The organism is Microbacterium sp. SORGH_AS_0969 (genome assembly GCF_030818255.1).
Lineage (GTDB): Bacteria > Actinomycetota > Actinomycetes > Actinomycetales > Microbacteriaceae > Microbacterium.
On the sequence record NZ_JAUTAG010000001.1, the window covers coordinates 2,019,973 to 2,036,380 of the forward strand.

General features: G+C 71.3%; 15 protein-coding genes. 9 read left to right on the forward strand and 6 right to left on the reverse strand.

Annotated features, from left to right (window positions below):
* Window positions 1–34: 34 nt before the first annotated feature.
* The gene (locus QE388_RS09310; RefSeq protein ID WP_307384932.1) at window positions 35–931 is read left to right on the forward strand and encodes a triacylglycerol lipase; all 897 of its coding nucleotides are present in this window, start codon (window positions 35–37) and stop codon (window positions 929–931) included.
* A gap of 10 nt (window positions 932–941) precedes the next feature.
* Here QE388_RS09310 and QE388_RS09315 read toward each other — a convergent pair whose 3' ends face one another.
* Together QE388_RS09315 and QE388_RS09320 are read right to left on the reverse strand one after the other, a co-directional pair.
* Window positions 942–1,355: a PIN domain-containing protein gene (locus tag QE388_RS09315; protein ID WP_307384933.1), complete on the reverse strand. Its 414-nt coding sequence runs from the start codon at window positions 1,353–1,355 to the stop codon at window positions 942–944.
* Window positions 1,352–1,558: a type II toxin-antitoxin system VapB family antitoxin gene (locus QE388_RS09320; RefSeq protein ID WP_275798299.1), complete on the reverse strand. Its 207-nt coding sequence runs from the start codon at window positions 1,556–1,558 to the stop codon at window positions 1,352–1,354. The genes QE388_RS09315 and QE388_RS09320 overlap by 4 nt, the downstream gene beginning before the upstream one ends.
* Before the next feature lie 148 nt (window positions 1,559–1,706).
* Between QE388_RS09320 and xylA the strand changes: the two genes are divergently transcribed.
* The 3 genes from xylA (at window position 1,707) to QE388_RS09335 (ending at window position 4,635) form a co-directional block, all read left to right on the forward strand.
* Window positions 1,707–2,894, forward strand: coding sequence for a xylose isomerase (gene xylA / locus QE388_RS09325; RefSeq protein WP_307384934.1), 1,188 nt, complete (start codon window positions 1,707–1,709; stop codon window positions 2,892–2,894).
* Between the two features lie 146 nt (window positions 2,895–3,040).
* Complete coding sequence (gene xylB / locus QE388_RS09330) at window positions 3,041–4,432, forward strand: xylulokinase (protein WP_307384935.1); 1,392 nt, start codon at window positions 3,041–3,043, stop codon at window positions 4,430–4,432.
* 53 nt (window positions 4,433–4,485) lie between these two features.
* Window positions 4,486–4,635, forward strand: a complete 150-nt coding sequence (locus tag QE388_RS09335) for a hypothetical protein (protein WP_307384936.1) — start codon at window positions 4,486–4,488, stop codon at window positions 4,633–4,635.
* Here QE388_RS09335 and QE388_RS09340 read toward each other — a convergent pair.
* Window positions 4,611–5,468 (reverse strand): hypothetical protein, encoded by an 858-nt coding sequence (locus QE388_RS09340; protein ID WP_307384937.1) that lies wholly within the window; start codon window positions 5,466–5,468, stop codon window positions 4,611–4,613. The two genes, QE388_RS09335 and QE388_RS09340, sit on opposite strands and share 25 nt — an antisense overlap.
* A 66-nt stretch (window positions 5,469–5,534) precedes the next feature.
* On the opposite strand from QE388_RS09340, the gene QE388_RS09345 reads away from it, so the two are divergent.
* From QE388_RS09345 to araA, 4 genes are all read left to right on the forward strand, one after another.
* A complete protein-coding gene (locus QE388_RS09345; protein ID WP_307384938.1) occupies window positions 5,535–6,503 on the forward strand; it encodes a LacI family DNA-binding transcriptional regulator in 969 nt (322 codons plus the stop codon).
* Window positions 6,504–6,878: 375 nt separating this feature from the next.
* A complete protein-coding gene (locus tag QE388_RS09350) occupies window positions 6,879–7,595 on the forward strand; it encodes an L-ribulose-5-phosphate 4-epimerase (RefSeq protein WP_307384939.1) in 717 nt (238 codons plus the stop codon).
* Complete coding sequence (locus tag QE388_RS09355; protein WP_307384941.1) at window positions 7,592–9,175, forward strand: xylulokinase; 1,584 nt, start codon at window positions 7,592–7,594, stop codon at window positions 9,173–9,175. The genes QE388_RS09350 and QE388_RS09355 overlap by 4 nt, the downstream gene beginning before the upstream one ends.
* A 20-nt stretch (window positions 9,176–9,195) precedes the next feature.
* Window positions 9,196–10,707 (forward strand): L-arabinose isomerase, encoded by a 1,512-nt coding sequence (gene araA, locus QE388_RS09360; RefSeq protein ID WP_307384942.1) that lies wholly within the window; start codon window positions 9,196–9,198, stop codon window positions 10,705–10,707.
* A 361-nt stretch (window positions 10,708–11,068) separates the two neighbouring features.
* Here the strand turns inward: araA and QE388_RS09365 are convergent, their stop codons facing one another.
* Complete coding sequence (locus QE388_RS09365) at window positions 11,069–11,371, reverse strand: hypothetical protein (protein WP_307384943.1); 303 nt, start codon at window positions 11,369–11,371, stop codon at window positions 11,069–11,071.
* 2 nt (window positions 11,372–11,373) lie between these two features.
* Entirely contained in the window at window positions 11,374–12,897 is a 1,524-nt protein-coding gene (locus tag QE388_RS09370) for a deoxyguanosinetriphosphate triphosphohydrolase family protein (RefSeq protein ID WP_307384944.1), read from the reverse strand.
* Window positions 12,898–13,094: 197 nt separating this feature from the next.
* Between QE388_RS09370 and QE388_RS09375 the strand changes: the two genes are divergently transcribed.
* Window positions 13,095–13,652 carry a hypothetical protein gene (locus QE388_RS09375; protein WP_307384945.1) on the forward strand — a complete coding sequence of 186 codons (558 nt, stop codon included), beginning with the start codon at window positions 13,095–13,097 and terminating at the stop codon, window positions 13,650–13,652.
* 356 nt (window positions 13,653–14,008) lie between these two features.
* On the opposite strand, the gene QE388_RS09380 is transcribed toward QE388_RS09375, so the two are convergent.
* Window positions 14,009–16,405 (reverse strand): glycoside hydrolase family 3 N-terminal domain-containing protein, encoded by a 2,397-nt coding sequence (locus QE388_RS09380; protein WP_307384946.1) that lies wholly within the window; start codon window positions 16,403–16,405, stop codon window positions 14,009–14,011.
* Between the last annotated feature and the right edge of the window lie 3 nt (window positions 16,406–16,408).

A 16,408-nucleotide genomic window follows, 5' to 3' on the forward strand; every position in this document is an offset into this window, starting at 1 on the left:
CAACGTGGATGCGCGGGTCGGTAATCTGAGCGCCATGACCGATGCCGTCGTCCTCGTCTCCGGCGGTGCCGCCGTCACCCCGTACACCGACACCGAGCACGCGGCGGCGTCGGGTCTGGCGGCGGGCAACACGATGACCGCGCTCCGCGCGCACCTCCTCGACCGTGGCATCCGCGTCTTCACCGCGCCGGCGCGGATCGGGGCGGGGGAGGTGCGGGAGGATGCTGGGTGGCAGGGCTTCGCCGACGTGCCGGTCGTGCTGCCCGCCGAGGTGACGATCAACGCGGTCGGTCGCGTCGACGACGCGGGCGTGGCACTCGCCGGGTTCCTTCGTCATCTCGCCGCCACGGAGGGTGTGGGCAGCGTCGACCTCGTCGGGCACTCGATGGGCGGGCTGTTCTCGCGCGCCGCGATCCGCGAGCTCGCCGGCGACGGCCCGCGGGTCGAGCGTCTCGTGACGCTCGGCACCCCGTGGGACGGTTCGGTCCTCGGCGACCTGCTCGACGATGAGATCACCGAGGCCGACGCGCACGGCGACCCGGCGACGCTGCAGATCTTCGCCGAGGCCCGCCCCTACGCCGACGCGAACTCCGAGGGCGCCGCGGCCGAGGTGTCACGTCGATTCCTGCGGGGCTGGAACGATCGCCAGGCGGGAGTGCTCGACGGCATCCCGGTGACCGCGATCGGCGCGGGGTACTTCTCGGCGGCGACCGAGCCGGTGCAGCTCTGGCCGCACGACGGACTCGTCTCGCTCACGAGCGGTCGGGCCGACGAGGTGCCGGCCGCGGTGCTCCCCGAGGTCGAGCGGCATTCGTTCCCCGATCACGTGCACAGCATCTTCCTCGCCGAGGGCTTCGGTCTGCCGTGGGAGCGTGCGCTGACGTGGGATCCGGCGGTGTTCGCGGTCGTGGACGCGGCGCTCGGGCGCTGAGGCGGGCGCGTCAGAGTGTCGGAGCGACGAATTCGTGCGCGAGGTCGCTCACGGCGGCGATGTGGTCGAAGTCGTGGTCGGCGCTGAGAATGGTCGCGTCGTTGGCGATCGCGTACGCGGCGATCAGGATGTCCACCGCACCCGCAACGCGCACGAGTCCGGCGTTCCAGAGAGCGGATTGGATGCCGACGGCGAGTGACTCGTCGGGAGCGCGCTCCAGGGGAAAACCCAGCGATATCTGCTCGAGGTAGTGTGCGTGCTCCTCCGGTGACCGGGCGCTGTGGCAGAACTCCACCACCTGGGGAGGGCACGTGACGAAGAGGTCCGACGGAGACCGGGCGATCCTGTCGAGCCGCGTTCGAATGGCGGGGTCGCCCGAAGCCAAGCGTGCCCAGACCGAGTTGTCGACCAGGTAGTCCGTCACGGGGTCGGAGTGGTGACGGGGGAATCCAGTTCGGCTTCGAGGTCGGTGAGCCCGGCGATTCCGGCGATCATCGCGTCTTTCTGCTTCGACGCGATGAGCCGACGCAGGGCGAGGTCGAGCACCGCGCGGTTGGACGGCTCGCCGGTTACGAGACGCGCGCGTTCGAGAAGTCGTGGATCGAGATCGACGCTGGTGACTGCCATGGGTGGCTCCTCTCGATATATAAGTCAGTATATGCCGAGGTGGGCCTTCGGGGCTGGACGCCGTGGCATCCGGGGTATATGTTGTGAGCACCAACAAACCCGCCGTGCGTCACCGCGCACTCGTGCGTCTCCATGCGAAGGAGCAGGAATGCCCACCCCCACCCGCGATGACAAGTTCTCGTTCGGACTCTGGACGATCGGTTACAACGGTGCCGACCCGTTCGGTGGCCCGACTCGCCCGGCGCTCGACGTCGTGCACGCGGTCGAGAAGCTGTCCGAGCTCGGCGCCTACGGACTGACGTTCCACGACGACGACCTGTTCGCCTTCGGATCCACGGATGCCGAGCGCCAGACGCAGATCGATCGCCTGAAGGGCGCTCTCGCCGACACCGGCGTGATCGTGCCGATGGTGACGACCAACCTCTTCTCGGCCCCCGTCTTCAAGGACGGCGGCTTCACGTCGAACGATCGCCAGGTGCGCCGCTTCGCGCTCCGCAAGGTGCTGCGCAACCTCGACCTCGCCGCCGAGCTCGGCGCCAAGACGTTCGTCATGTGGGGCGGCCGCGAGGGCGCCGAGTACGACTCCGCGAAGGACATCCGCCAGGCGCTCGAGCGCTACCGCGAGGCCGTGAACCTGCTCGGCGACTACGTCACCGACAAGGGCTACGACATCCGCTTCGCGATCGAGCCCAAGCCGAACGAGCCGCGCGGAGACATCCTGCTGCCGACCCTCGGCCACGCGCTGGCGTTCATCGACTCGCTCGAGCGCCCCGAGCTCGTGGGCCTCAACCCCGAGGTCGGCCACGAGCAGATGGCGGGCCTGAACTTCGCCGCCGGCATTGCCCAGGCGCTCTACCACGGCAAGCTCTACCACATCGACCTCAACGGTCAGCGCGGCATCAAGTACGACCAGGACCTCGTCTTCGGTCACGGCGACCTGCACAACGCCTTCGCTCTCGTCGACCTGCTCGAGAACGGCGGCCCCGGCGGCGTTCCCGCGTACGACGGCCCGCGCCACTTCGACTACAAGCCCTCGCGCACCGAGGACGAGACGGGCGTCTGGGACTCGGTCTCGGCCAACATGAACACCTACCTGCTGCTGAAGGAGCGCGCCGCGGCCTTCCGCGCCGACCCCGAGGTGCAGGAGGCCCTCGAGGCCGCCAAGGTGCTCGAGCTCGCGCAGCCGACGCTCAATGAGGGCGAGTCGTACGACGATCTGCTGGCCGACCGCTCGGCGTACGAGGACTTCGACACCGACGTGTACCTCGGCGGCAAGGGCTTCGGCTTCGTCCGCCTGCAGCAGCTCGCCACCGAGCACCTGCTCGGCGCGCGCTGATCCGCGTGGGGCCCGGATGCCACGGCATCCGGGCCCTTCTTTCCGTCGAGTGTCCAAGACACGCCGCATCGCCCCCGCGTGAAACGGCGTGTCTTGGACACTGAACGGGATGCCGCACCGGTGCGGCGCGAACAGAGGGAGTGAGCATGGCGCTCGTCATGGGAGTCGATTCGTCGACGCAGTCGTGCAAGGTCGTCGTCGTCGACGCCGAGACCGGGCGCGTGGTGCGTGAGGGGCGTGCGTCGCATCCCGCGGGGACGTCGGTCGATCCCGAGGCGTGGTGGGTCGCGTTGCAGGATGCCATCGGCCAGGCCGGCGGCCTCGACGACGTCGCGGCGGTCTCGATCGCGGGTCAGCAGCACGGCATGGTCGTGCTCGACGCGGGCGGCGCGGTCATCCGCGACGCGCTGCTGTGGAACGACACCCGCTCGGCGCAGGCGGCGCGTGACCTCATCGACGAGGTCGGTGCGGCCGAGTACGCCGAACGCACCGGGGCGGTGCCGGTCGCATCGTTCACCGGGACGAAGCTGCGCTGGCTGCGCGACGCCGAGCCCGAGAACGCCGAACGCGCGGCCGCGGTCGCGCTGCCGCACGACTGGCTGACGTGGCGTCTGCGCGGCTTCGGCCCCGGCAACGCCGTGCTCGAAGAGCTGGTCACCGACCGGTCCGACGCCTCGGGCACCGCGTACTGGGGGGCGGACGGGTACGACCTCGATCTCTTCACCCGCGCGCTGGGCCACGAGGCGGTGCTGCCGCGCGTGCTCGGTCCGTGGGAGAGCGCGGGCACGCTCGACGGTGGTGCGCTCGTCGGCCCGGGGGCCGGGGACAATGCAGGCGCCGCACTCGGCCTCGGTGCAGGAGTGGGCGATGTCGTCGTCTCGCTCGGGACTTCGGGCACCGTCTTCGCCGTCGCCGACGCGCCCACCCGTGACACCACCGGCACGGTCGCCGGGTTCGCCGATGCGACGGGGAAGTTCCTGCCGCTGGTCGCCACGCTAAACGCCGCGCGCGTGCTCGACGCCTTCGCCCGGCTGCTCGGCGTCTCGCACGACGAGCTCGGGGCCCTCGCGCTCGAGGCCGAGCCCGGTGCCGGTGGCGTCGTGCTCGTGCCGTGGTTCGAGGGGGAGCGCACCCCCAACCTTCCGCACGCGCAGGCGTCGCTGACGGGCCTGACCCTGGCATCCACGAACCGGGCGAACCTTGCCCGGGCGGCGATCGAAGGCATGCTCAGCGGCTTGGCCGTGGGGCTCGAGGCGATCCAGGCGCAGGGCGTCGAGGTCCGTCGCGTGCTGCTCATCGGCGGTGCCGCCGCCAACGAGGGCGTCGCGCGGATCGCGGCGCAGGTGTTCGACGCCGAGATCGTCGTGCCCGCGGCCGGTGAGTACGTCGCGCTCGGCGCGGCACGGCAGGCGGCGGGGGTTCTCGCCGGCGGCCCGGTCGACTGGACCGTGGCGACGACCCGCGCGGTCGACGCCGATCACCGGCCCGAGATCCGCGAGCGTTACGACGTGGTGGCGGCACTGCGCGCGCAGGAGTGATCCGTCGCGTCAACGGGCTGGTCGCGTCGCGCCTCGATCCGTAGCGTCGCGCCATGCCGTTGATCCGTCTGGACGCCCCGACCTTCCACCGTGAGATCGAGGTCGATGTTGCCGCCGACCTCGTCGAGGCCGAGGGGATGACCTGGGCGCGCGAAGGGGAGATCGAGGGTGTGCCGCGTTACGTCCCGGCCGCCGCGGGCTGACTCGTCGGCGTTCGGATCTCGGCATCAAGCGGCTGCACCCTCGCGTACGACGGTTGCCGTGCCGCCCGCACCCACGCGGGCCACCGCGCGCCCGGGATCGGGCGTCGCACGGCGTCGAACCGCAGGCCGTGGTCGTCCTGGTCGGGGTCGAGGCGCAGGACGAGTCGAGCGAACGGATGCCATGGGCCCGCCGGCGTGGCGTGCCCGAGCGTGAGGACCCACGGCGTGTCGTCCGCCCCGTCGAGCTCACGCGGATCCGTCGCGGGCGGTCGCCCCGACGCGGTGCGCGCGACGAGCAGAACGGCGCCCCGCGCGCCCTGGAACGGCAGGAGCGATCCCAGGCGCGCGTGTTCGGCGCGGCGGTGGGGCCGGAGCGCGAAGCGCGCGGGGACGTTCCACCCCGCGGACGCGAGTTCGACATCGGCGACGGGCGAGGCCGGGCCCGTCTTGTCGTTCATCGGCGAGGCAGCGCCCGGTTGCCGTCCGGGGGCTTCCCCGCGCAGAGTCCCCGCCGTCCCCCGATCCCACTCCGCGAGATCCACCCGCACCGCGAGCCCGATGATGTCGGGCAACGGCGCGGGCAGCCCGAGCGACCGCGACACCCGCGCGATGACCGGCACCGGCCCCGGCGGTGCGTCGTCGATGAAGGTGACGCCGGCGGACTCGGCATCCGGAATCCAGCGCATCTCACCGCGGAGCACGACTCCGCGGCTGTGGATGGGGCGCGGTGGGCGGAGCCCTTGCAGCAGGACGAAGCCGCTCGCGAGCAGACCCCCGAGCGTGCGCGCGACGGGGGAGTGGTGCAACGGCGGGATGCCGGTCGGCTCGGTCATGCCCCCAGAGCACAACGAAGACCCGCGGACGACCGAGGGGGTTGCGCGCCGCTACTGTGAGGGACCATGAGCGGCGACGGCGGAGGCAAGCGCATCGGGATGCGCGAGGTCGCCGAGGCAGCCGGGGTCTCGCCGCAGACCGTCTCTCGCGTGTTGAACGACTATCCGGGCATTCGAGATGCCACGCGCGAGCGCGTGCTCACCGCCGTCGCGGCGCTGGATTACCGCGTGAACAACGCCGCGCGGGCGCTCGGCACGAGTCTCACCCGGACCGTCGGCGTCGTGGCATCCGATGCCGTTCTGCATGGACCGTCGGCCGGTATCGCCGCTCTCGAGCGGGCGGCGCGGGCGCGGGGCCGGTGGATCTCGACCGCGTACACCGACTCGGACGACCCCGCCGACATCGACGCCGCCGTGCGCCACCTGCTCGACCAGGGGGTCGACGGGATCGTGCTCGTCGCGGCTCACGGAGCAACTCCTCTCGAGGGGTACGACGTGCCGCTCGTGCCGTTGTACGGCGAGTCGGGGATTCGCCAGCGCGACGCGGCCGCCCTCGTCGTGGATCATCTCGCGGACCTCGGACATCGCCGCATCGTCGAGGTCGCCGGCCCGCCGGACTGGCGCGAAGCCCTGGCGCGCACGGCGGGTGTCGCCGATGCCTTGGCCCGGCGCGGGCTCGCGCGGGAGGGGCGCGTCGAGGGGGACTGGAGTGCCGGCTCCGGTGCGGCCGTCGCCGACGCGGTGGCCGCGCACGTGCGCCGCGGTGCCACCGCGGTGGCGGTCGCCAACGACCAGATGGCACTCGGGCTCATGGCGGGGCTCGCCGCCCGTGGGATCACGGTTCCGGCCGACGTCTCGGTCGCCGGCTTCGACGACAACCCGGATGCCGCCTTCTACACGCCCGCGCTCACCACGGTGCGCCTCGACGTCGAGGGCGAGGCGGCGGAGGCGGTGGCGCGGGTGTTGGGCGACGAGCCGACGGCTCCCGCGCAGCCGGTGCTGGTGCCGCGCGCGTCGACCGCCGCGCCGCGCTGACGCCCCGCGAGGGTGCCGCGTCGGCGGCGGCCCCGCGCTGCTGCCCCGCGGCTGCCGCCGGGTCGGCGGCGGGCACAAGTCCGGCGATCCGGCTCAGCCGTCGGGGAGGTGGCATCCCGGGGTCTGTTCTGCAGGAGTTGTGCGGGTGTGCGCGGCACCCCGGGTCGGCGCATCCCGTGCGAAACTCCGGAGATTCGGCACCGTTCGCCGACGTGCCCCGCGGAAAGCCGCACGTCCGTCGGCCCGCCCGCTCGAAATCTCCGGAGCCCGGCACGCGCGCGACCGCGGGCAGTGGCATCCGCCTCTCGCCATCCCGCGATGTTACCGGTAACATGACTCGGGAACCCGCCACCGAGAGAGTCGAAGGAGACCCGCGTGTCCGCTGCCGCCCCGTTCGCCCCCGAGGTGCAGGAGGCGATCGACGCCGTCCGCGCCGACGTCGCGAAGCTGCACGCCGAGCTCGTGCGCTACAACCTCATCGTCTGGACCGGCGGCAACGTCTCGGGTCGCGTGCCCGGCGCCGACCTGTTCGTCATCAAGCCTTCGGGCGTTTCGTACGACGACCTGGCGCCCGAGAACATGATCCTCTGCGACCTCGACGGCAATGCGATCCCCGGCACCCCGGGCTCCGAGCGCAGTCCCTCCAGCGACACCGCCGCGCACGCGTACGTGTACCGCAACATGGCCGAGGTCGGCGGGGTCGTGCACACGCACTCGACCTACGGTGTCGCCTGGGCGGCCCGGGGCGAGGAGATCCCCTGCGTCATCACGGCCATGGCCGACGAGTTCGGCGGCCCCATCCCCGTCGGCCCGTTCGCGATCATCGGCGACGACTCGATCGGCCGCGGCATCGTCGAGACCCTGCGCGGCCACCGCTCGCGCGGCGTGATCATGCAGAACCACGGCCCGTTCACGATCGGGGCGACGGCGAAGGATGCCGTGAAGGCCGCCGTCATGCTAGAAGACGTCGCCCGCACCGTGCACATCGCGCGCGAGGCCGGGCCCCTCATCCCGATCCCGCAGGACAAGATCGACGCCCTCTACAACCGCTACCAGAACGTCTACGGACAGAGCACGGACGACCGCCGATGAACGCCGAACTCACCGCCCTCATCGAGCAGGGCCGCGCCTCGCTGGGCATCGAGCTCGGCTCGACCCGCATCAAGGCGTGCCTCATCGGCCCCGACGCCGAGGTGCTCGCGACCGGTTCCCACGAGTGGGAAAACGTCTACGCCGACAAGCTCTGGACCTACTCTCTGGATGCCGTGTGGTCGGGCCTCCGGGCTGCCTACGCCGAGCTGGTGCAGAACGTGCAGCAGCAGTACGGCGTCACTCCCGAGCGGTACGCCGCGATGGGCGTGTCGGCGATGATGCACGGCTACCTCGCGTTCGACGCCGACGGCGAGATGCTCGCGCCCTTCCGCACGTGGCGCAACACGAACACCGGTGTCGCAGCCAGCGAGCTCACCGAGCTGCTGGGTGTGAACATCCCGCTCCGGTGGTCGATCGCGCACCTGCACCAGGCGGTCGTCGATGCCGAACCGCACGTGCCCGAGATCCGCTTCCTCACCACGCTCGCCGGGTACGTCCACTGGAAGCTCACGGGCGAGAAGGTGCTCGGTGTGGGGGATGCCTCGGGCATGTTCCCGATCGACTCCGCCACGCGTGACTACGACGCCGAGCTGGTCGCCCGCTACGACGGCCTCGCCGCCGGCCGCGTGCCGGCGCTGACGGACCTGCTGCCCGAGGTGCTCGTCGCCGGTGCGGCTGCCGGGGAATTGACGGAAGAGGGCGCCGCGCTCCTCGACCCGACCGGAACCCTGCGCCCTGGCATCCCGTTCGCTCCTCCCGAGGGAGATGCCGGCACCGGCATGGTCGCCACGGGCGCCGTCGCTCCGCGTACCGGCAACGTCAGCGCGGGCACCAGCATCTTCGCGATGGTCGTGCTGGAGCGCCCGCTCACCGAGGTGCATCACGAGCTCGACCTCGTCACGACTCCTTCGGGCGACGCGGTCGCGATGGTGCACTGCAACAACGGCGCGAGCGAGCTGGCGGCGTGGGCGAACATGTTCACCGCCTTCTCGGCCGCGGCCGGCGTGCCGCAGACTCCGGATGCCACCTACGCGGTGCTCTTCTCCGCCGCGCTCGAGGGTGAGCCCGACGCCGGTGGGCTGCTGGCCTACAACCACCTCGCCGGAGAGCCCATCGCGGGTCTCGACGAAGGACGCCCCCTCGTCGTCCGCTCGCCTGACAGCCGCCTGACCTTGCCGAACTTCATGCGCGCGCAGCTGTACGGCGTCTTCGGGACGCTCGCGCTCGGCATGGCGGTGCTGCACGCCGAGGGCGTCGGCCTCGACAAGATGTATGCCCACGGCGGCATGTTCCGCACCGCGGGGGTCGCGCAGCGCTTCCTCGCGGCGGCGCTCGACGCTCCCGTCGCGGTCGCCGAGACGGCGTCCGAGGGCGGCGCGTGGGGCATGGCCGTGCTCGCGGCGTACGTCGCCGACGGCGCGGGCCGCGACCTCGATACCTACCTGGCCGAGGTCGTCTTCGCCGACGCACCCATCACCACCGCCGACCCCGACCCGACGGACGTCGCCGGATTCTCGGCCTACCTCGACCGTTACCGCGCGGGCCTCGCCGTCGAGGCCGCCGCCGTGGCATCCCTCTGAACACGCGAAAAGGAACAGCAATGACCCGCACGAAGCTCAAGAACGACCTCGACGGCTACGAGGTCTGGTTCGTCACCGGCAGCCAGAACCTCTACGGCGAAGAGACCCTGAAGCAGGTCGCCGAGCAGTCGCAGGCCGTCGTCGAGGGGCTGAACGGCCTCCCGGTGAAGGTCGTCTGGAAGCCCGTGCTGAAGGACTCCGACAGCATCCGCCGCATGGCGCTCGAGATCAACGGCCGCGACGACGTCATCGGCGTGATCGCGTGGATGCACACCTTCAGCCCCGCGAAGATGTGGATCTCCGGCCTCGACGCCCTGCAGAAGCCGCTCCTCCACCTGCACACGCAGGCCAACGTCGAGCTGCCCTGGAACGACATCGACTTCGACTTCATGAACCTCAACCAGGCCGCGCACGGCGACCGCGAGTTCGGGTACATCCAGACGCGCCTCGGAGTCTCGCGCAAGACCGTCGTCGGTCACGTGTCGAACCCGGCCGTGCGCCAGCAGATTGAGGACTGGGAGCGCGCCGCTGCCGGCTGGACTGCCGCCCGCACCCTCAAGCTCGCGCGCTTCGGCGACAACATGCGCTTCGTCGCGGTCACCGAGGGCGACAAGACCGAGGCCGAGCTGCGTTTCGGCGTGCAGGTCAACACGTGGGGCGTCAACGAGCTCGTCGAGGCCGTCGAGAAGGCGTCGGATGCCGACATCGACGCGCTCGTGCAGGAGTACGTCGACAGCTACGACGTCGTCGACGAACTGCTCCCCGGCGGCGCGCGTCACCAGTCGCTCCGCGACGGCGCGGCGATCGAGCTGGGCCTGCGCTCGTTCCTCGAAGAGGGCGGCTTCGGTGCCTTCACCACGTCGTTCGAAGACCTCGGTGCCCTGAAGCAGCTCCCCGGTCTCGCGGTCCAGCGCCTCATGGCCGAGGGCTACGGCTTCGGCGCCGAGGGCGACTGGAAGACGGCGATCCTCGTGCGCGTCGCAAACGTGATGGGCGCGGGCCTCCCCGGCGGCGCCTCGCTCATGGAGGACTACACCTACGACCTCGTCCCCGGCTCCGAGCGCATCCTCGGCGCGCACATGCTCGAGGTCTCGCCCTCGCTCACGACGAAGAAGCCGCGCCTTGAGATCCACGAGCTCGGCATCGGCGGCAAGGACGACCCGGTGCGCCTGGTCTTCACCGCCGACCCCGGCCCCGCGCTCGTGGTCGCGATGAGCGACATGCGCGACCGCTTCCGCCTCGTGGCGAACGTCGTCGAGAACGTCGACGCCCCCGACCTGCCGAAGCTCCCCGTCGGCCGCGCCGTGTGGAAGCCGGCCCCGGACTTCGCGACCTCGGCCGGCTGCTGGCTCGCCGCCGGTGCCGCGCACCACACCGTCATGACGACGGCCGTGGGTATCGAGGTGTTCCGCGACTTCGCCGAGATCGCCAAGACCGAACTCGTCGTCATCGACGAGGACACGACGGTCCGCGGTTTCCAGAGCGAGCTGCGCTGGAACCAGGCGTACTACCGCCTGGCCCAGGGCTTGTAAGACCCCGCCGTCCCCGGTTCCTTCGATGATCCGGGGGCGGTGCGGCACTCGCGCGTCTCGCTCTCTCGGGGCGCGTGCCGCGGACTCGTAGTGGCGGTGGGCTGCCACGGGTCCGGGGCATTTCTGTGCCCGGCGCACGTCTGTGTTCGGGGCTGGCCGCGGGCGGTAGCCGTGCCGTCGGGCGGAGTTCGGCCCCGACACGCCGCTACGGCGAGCGGCGTCAGGGCGTGTCGCCCCTGAACTCCGCCTGACGGTACGCCCGCCGGCGCCCGCGGGCCGCCGCAGCCGCGAAAGGGTGTTCGGCCCGCACCGTGTCGGGACATGGATGCCGAGGACAGGCGCCGCGCACCCCGGGGCGAACTCAGGGCCGACCGACGGGATTCTGACGTCCGGCGTCGGGGCCGTGCTCGGTGGTGAAGCGCCGGAGGCGACGCACCGCGCCGATCACTCGAACCACGGCGAACACCCCGAGGACGACGAATGTGATCGCGAATCCCCAGCGCCACCACGGGGCGTCGGCCCCCTCGGAAACGAGGGTCCACACGCTGCCCGCCGTCAGGAACACGGCGCCGACCAGCGTGCAGATCGCCGCTGTCCGTGCGCGATCGAGTCGCATCCGCTGCTGGATCAGCGACATCGCCTCGGGCTCTTCGTCAGAGGTCATGCTCACAGCCGCTGCCCCAGCGACCACAACCGATCAGCCCGCCCCGAGATCGCCTCGGACAGCGCGAACGCCTGCGAATCGGTGAGGGATGCCACGTAGTCGACGATTCCGCGAGAGCGCGCGAGCGTCTCGGCTTCGGCATCCGACGGTCGACGTTCCGCCGGCAGCGCCGCGTACTGCTCCCGGGCCAGCGCGATGAGTTCGCGGAGGCGCCGCGGGGTGCGGGCGCGGTCGAGGTCGTCGTCGAGCCACTCACCGAGGGCGCGCACCGACCGGGCGAGGATGCGGCTCATGCCGCGCTGCTGGATCGCCAGGTCGGGGCGGCTGAGCACGAAGCGCTTGTGCACGAACTTCAGCACCTCGACGTGGTGCCAGGCCCACGGCGAGAGCACCACGGGTCCGGCGCGCGGGGTGTCGAGCGGGCGCAGGCGCGCGGACTCCTGGAACCGACGGATCCACCGGTCGGTGAAGGCGGCGAGCCGGCGCTCGGCCGTCAACGAGCCGTCGAACGGGCGGGCGAGCAGGTCGGTGACCATCTCGGCATCCACATCGCTGACGGCGGCGAGGAAGGCCTCGTCGTCGGCGATCCACGGGTCGTCGCGGCGCATCTTTCGGCGCAGGCGCTCCAGTCCCGCGCCCGGCGCGAGCTCGGCGCGCACCTCCGCGTCGTCGCGCGAGCGCCACTCGAGCACGTCGTCGAGCCAGCCGCGGAACTCCGCCGCGATCGGCGCGTGATCGAGGATCCCCGCGCGGTAGAAGTCGTCGACGTCGTGCACCGAGTACGCGATGTCGTCGGCAAGGTCCATCACGGCACCCTCGATGCTCTGGCGGAGGGGCTCGGCATCCACCCCCTGCCGGGCTTCGTCGAGGTCGTCGAGGTCGAGGTCGTACGCCGAGTACTTGTGCACGCGATACGCGCCGTCGGAAGAGCGGCGGATGCCACGGGGCGGGCCGATCCGTTCGATGTCACGGGCTTCGACCGACGGCGCCCACGGGTACTTCGCCGAGGCGGCGCGCACGGCCGCGGTGAGATTCAGGCCGCGCGGGGCGTTCTCGACCACGTCGAGGGCGGTGAGGATGCGGTAGGTCTGCGCGTTGCCCTCGAAGCCGTCGGGAAGACCGAGCTCGTCGCGCGCGAGGCGATCGAGCGTCGACTCGCCCAGGTGGCCGAAGGGGGGATGGCCGAGGTCGTGCGCGTAGGCGGCGGCCTCGACGACGGTGGCGTTGCAGACGTCGCCCTCGCCCGCTTGGCGTGCGCGCGTGTTGAGCTGCAGCGCGACGACCCGCGCGATCGCGCTCACCTTGAGGGTGTGCGTGAGCCGGTTGTGCACGGGCGCGGCCCCGATGGACGGCGAGACGACCTGCGTCACGGCTGACAGCCGCGAGAAGTAGGGCGAGAACTGGATCCGCTCGAGGTCGATCGACCACGGATCGGCCCGGGCGTCGTCGTGGTCGGGGTGGATCCGGGATGCCGGGTTGCCGACGACGGTCTCGGTCCGGGCGGGGGTCTCCTCGTGCAGCGTCATCGGGTCCTTCCGCGGCGTCAGCGTGGTGCATCAACGCTAACGCCGTTGCGAGCTCACGCGCGGAAGTCGACGAGGCGACTCGCGTCCATCGAGCTCCGGGGAGGCTGTGGACAGCGGATCGTGTTTGCCGTGCCGCCGGTACTTTCGTTGTGAGCCCGGGACATCGCGTCGCGGTGACACGAAAACGGATGAACAACATGATTCAGAATGATGAGCCGATCGTGGTGGAGGCGCCCCCCGCGTCTTCGAGTTCCAGATTCGATGTCCGTAAAGCTGCGCTGCTCGGCGTCGGCGCTCTCGTATTCCTCGCCGTCGGTGCAATCGGAGGGCGTCTGTTTCCCCCGTTCGTCCTCGACGAGGGGTTTTGGCGAGACTTCGTGACGTCCGCGGGGTTCGGTGGGGTCGCGGCACTCGCCGCGGCGGCCATCGCGTTCGGCGCTGCGTGGTACACCAGTCATCGATCGACTCTGAATGCCGCCGCTGACCGGAGGCAACGTGACATCGCGGCCGAGGATGACCGCCTGCAACGAGAAGTCGCGGATCAAAGAGCGCAGTGGTGGGCCCGATTTACGTGGGCAACCGAGAGAGCACTCGACCCGCGACATCGAAACGTCGGTCTGGTGAGCATGATCGGGCTGGTGGGCCACCCTTGGGCCAGCCCGGAAGACACCGACATCGCCGACGCCGTTGCCGACGTCCTCGACAAGTTGGATACTGGAACCCCCGATGGGGGAGCAGAAGGAGGTGAGAGATGACGTCCACTAGTGATGAGACTCGTGACCTCGTCCGCCGGCTCCGCGAAAAAACGCGCCGGGTCAAAGCCCAGCGCGATTCGGGTGAGCAGACGGTGAAGACCTCCAGATCGGGACAGTACGTCATCGTCTCCCGCTCAGGGGGCTCGACCGGACGGTCCGTCTCAAGTGTGCACGGCGAGCCTCTCCCGCCGTCGCCCCGAACTCCTCGCTCTGCCGCCTGACCGGCTGTGCGTGCGCAGATCGCGCCGCTCATTCTGCCTCGCCACCCCTGACGCCTGCGGACGGTGTTCAGACAGCGAGGAGCGCCGCGATGAGGAGGGCGGCACCTCCCGCGCCGCCCTCCCACATGTGCGGCATCAGCCCCGGCGCACCACCACCTCGACCACGCGGGCGTCGTCGGGACCGAGCTCGTAGGTCGGGCCGGTGACGCGCAGACGCACCGCCTCGTCGACCTCGGCGCACGACGACCCCAGCCGCAGCTCGATCTCGCCCGGCTCGACCACACGGCGCATCGCGCGATCGCTGTACGCCAGGCGTGACGCGGGCACCGTGAACCGGATCTCGGCGCTCTCGCCGGGATCGAGCTCGACCCGTGCATACGCGACGAGCGCGGCCAGGGGCCGTGTGACGCTCGCGCCCGTGCGGTGCGTGTACACCTGCACGACGTCGGCTCCGCGCACGGTGCCGGTGTTCGTGACCTGCGCCGACACGGTGAACGCGTCGCCCGCGCGGACCTCGGGCGAGGTTCCGGATGCCGAGATCGCGGCGCTCCGCGAAGCATCACCGGCGCGGAGCCCGGCGGATGCCGCGCCCCCGCGCCCGGACCCCGCCCCCACCCCGTCCACCCGCAGCTCCCCGCGCGCGAACGTCGTGTACGACAGCCCGAACCCGAACGGCCGCACGGGCGTCGGGTCGGTGCTCGTCACACCCGACGGTCCGCCGAGCAGCGGATGCAGGTACGAGTACGGCTGCGCCCCGGCGGAGCGGGGGAGCGAGACGGGCAGGCGCCCGGACGGCGTGGCATCCCCCGCCAGAAGCGCAGCGAGTGCGGGCCCGCCCTCCTCGCCCGGGAAGAACGCCTGCAGCACCGCCGCGGGACCGGCGTTGCCGTCGAGCGCCCAGCTCAGCGCATACGGGCGACCGGTCAGCAGCACGAGCACCACGGGGGTTCCGGTCGCGACGATCGCCTCGACGAGCTGCCGCTGCACACCGGGGAGCTCGAGCGAGTCGGCGTCGTTGCCTTCGCCGACGGTTCCGCGTCCGAAGAGCCCGGCGCGGTCGCCGACGACGACGATCGCGACGTCGGCGTCCCGCGCCACCGCGGACGCCTCGGCGAAGCCCGAGGTGTCGTCACCCTCCACGGCGCAGCCGAACGCGTACGACACCTCGCCGAACCGCTCGACGAGCGCCTCGTGCAGGGTCGGCAGCGAGAAGCCGAGCGGCACCCCGGGGTGGTGCGCGAGCACGTGGTTCGCGAACGAGTAGCACCCCATCAGCGCCTCCGCGCTGTCGGAGTTGGGCCCGATCACCGCGATCCGTCCCGGCGTCGTGAGGGGGAGCACTCCGTCGTTGCGCAGTAGCACCGCGCTCTCGAGAGCGAGACGTCGGGCGAGCGCCCGGTGCTCGGCATCGTCGAGGTCGATCTCGGTCGGGGCGTCGGCGAAGTCGGCATCCAGGAGTCCGAGGTCCTCCTTCTCGGCGAGCACGCGCGCGACGGCACGATCGACCACGGCTTCGGGAAGGGCTCCGGATGCCACCCGCTCGGCGAGGTGCGGATACGCGTCGGGGCCGGGCAGCTCGACGTCGATCCCCGCCTCGAGGGCGAGCTGGGCCGCTTCGCCGAGGGAGCCCGCGATGCCGTGCATCGAGCGGAGGAACTCCACGGCGAAGTAGTCCGAGACCACCGTTCCGTCGAAGCCCCAGCGCCGGCGGAGCAGGTCGGTGAGCAGCTCGGGGCTCGATGCCACGGGTACGCCGTCGATCTCGACGTACGCGTTCATCACCGAACGCGCGCCTCCGTCGCGCACGGCCATCTCGAACGGCGGGAGGAAGACGTCCTGCAGCTCGCGCGGCCCGGCCGACACGGGGGCGTGGTTGCGTCCGGCCCGCGAGCCGGAGTACCCCACGAAGTGCTTCAGCGTCGCGTGCACCCCCGCACTCTGGAGGCCCCGCACGTACGCCGTACCGATGGTTCCCACGACGTACGGGTCCTCCGCGATGCACTCGTCGACGCGGCCCCAGCGGGGGTCGCGCACGACATCCAGCACGGGCGACAGCCCCTGATGCACGCCGAGATCGCGCATCGAGCGACCGATCGCGGATGCCATGAGCTCGATGGCATCCGGATCGAACGAGGCACCCCACGCGAGCGGTGTCGGGAAGGTCGCGGCCTTCCACGCGGCGAAGCCGGTGAGGCACTCCTCGTGGACCAGGGCCGGGATGCCGAGCCGTGTCTCGTTCTTCAGACGACGCTGCTCGCCCCACAGCCATTCGGCGCGCTCGATCGGGTCGACGGGCCGCGTGCCGTAGACGCGAGTGAGGTGGCCGAGGCCGTGCACGGTGGCATCCGCGTAGGCGGTGGAGGTGACCTTCTCGCCCGACAGGGGCGCGACGACCTCGTCGCCCTGGTCGACCCAGTAGCCGACGAGCTGCGCGAGCTTCTCGTCGAGCGTCATCTCGGCGACGAGGGCCTGAACGCGCGGAGAGACGCCGGACGTGAGGGCAGCACCGACGTCGGTGTGGTGGATGGTCATGAT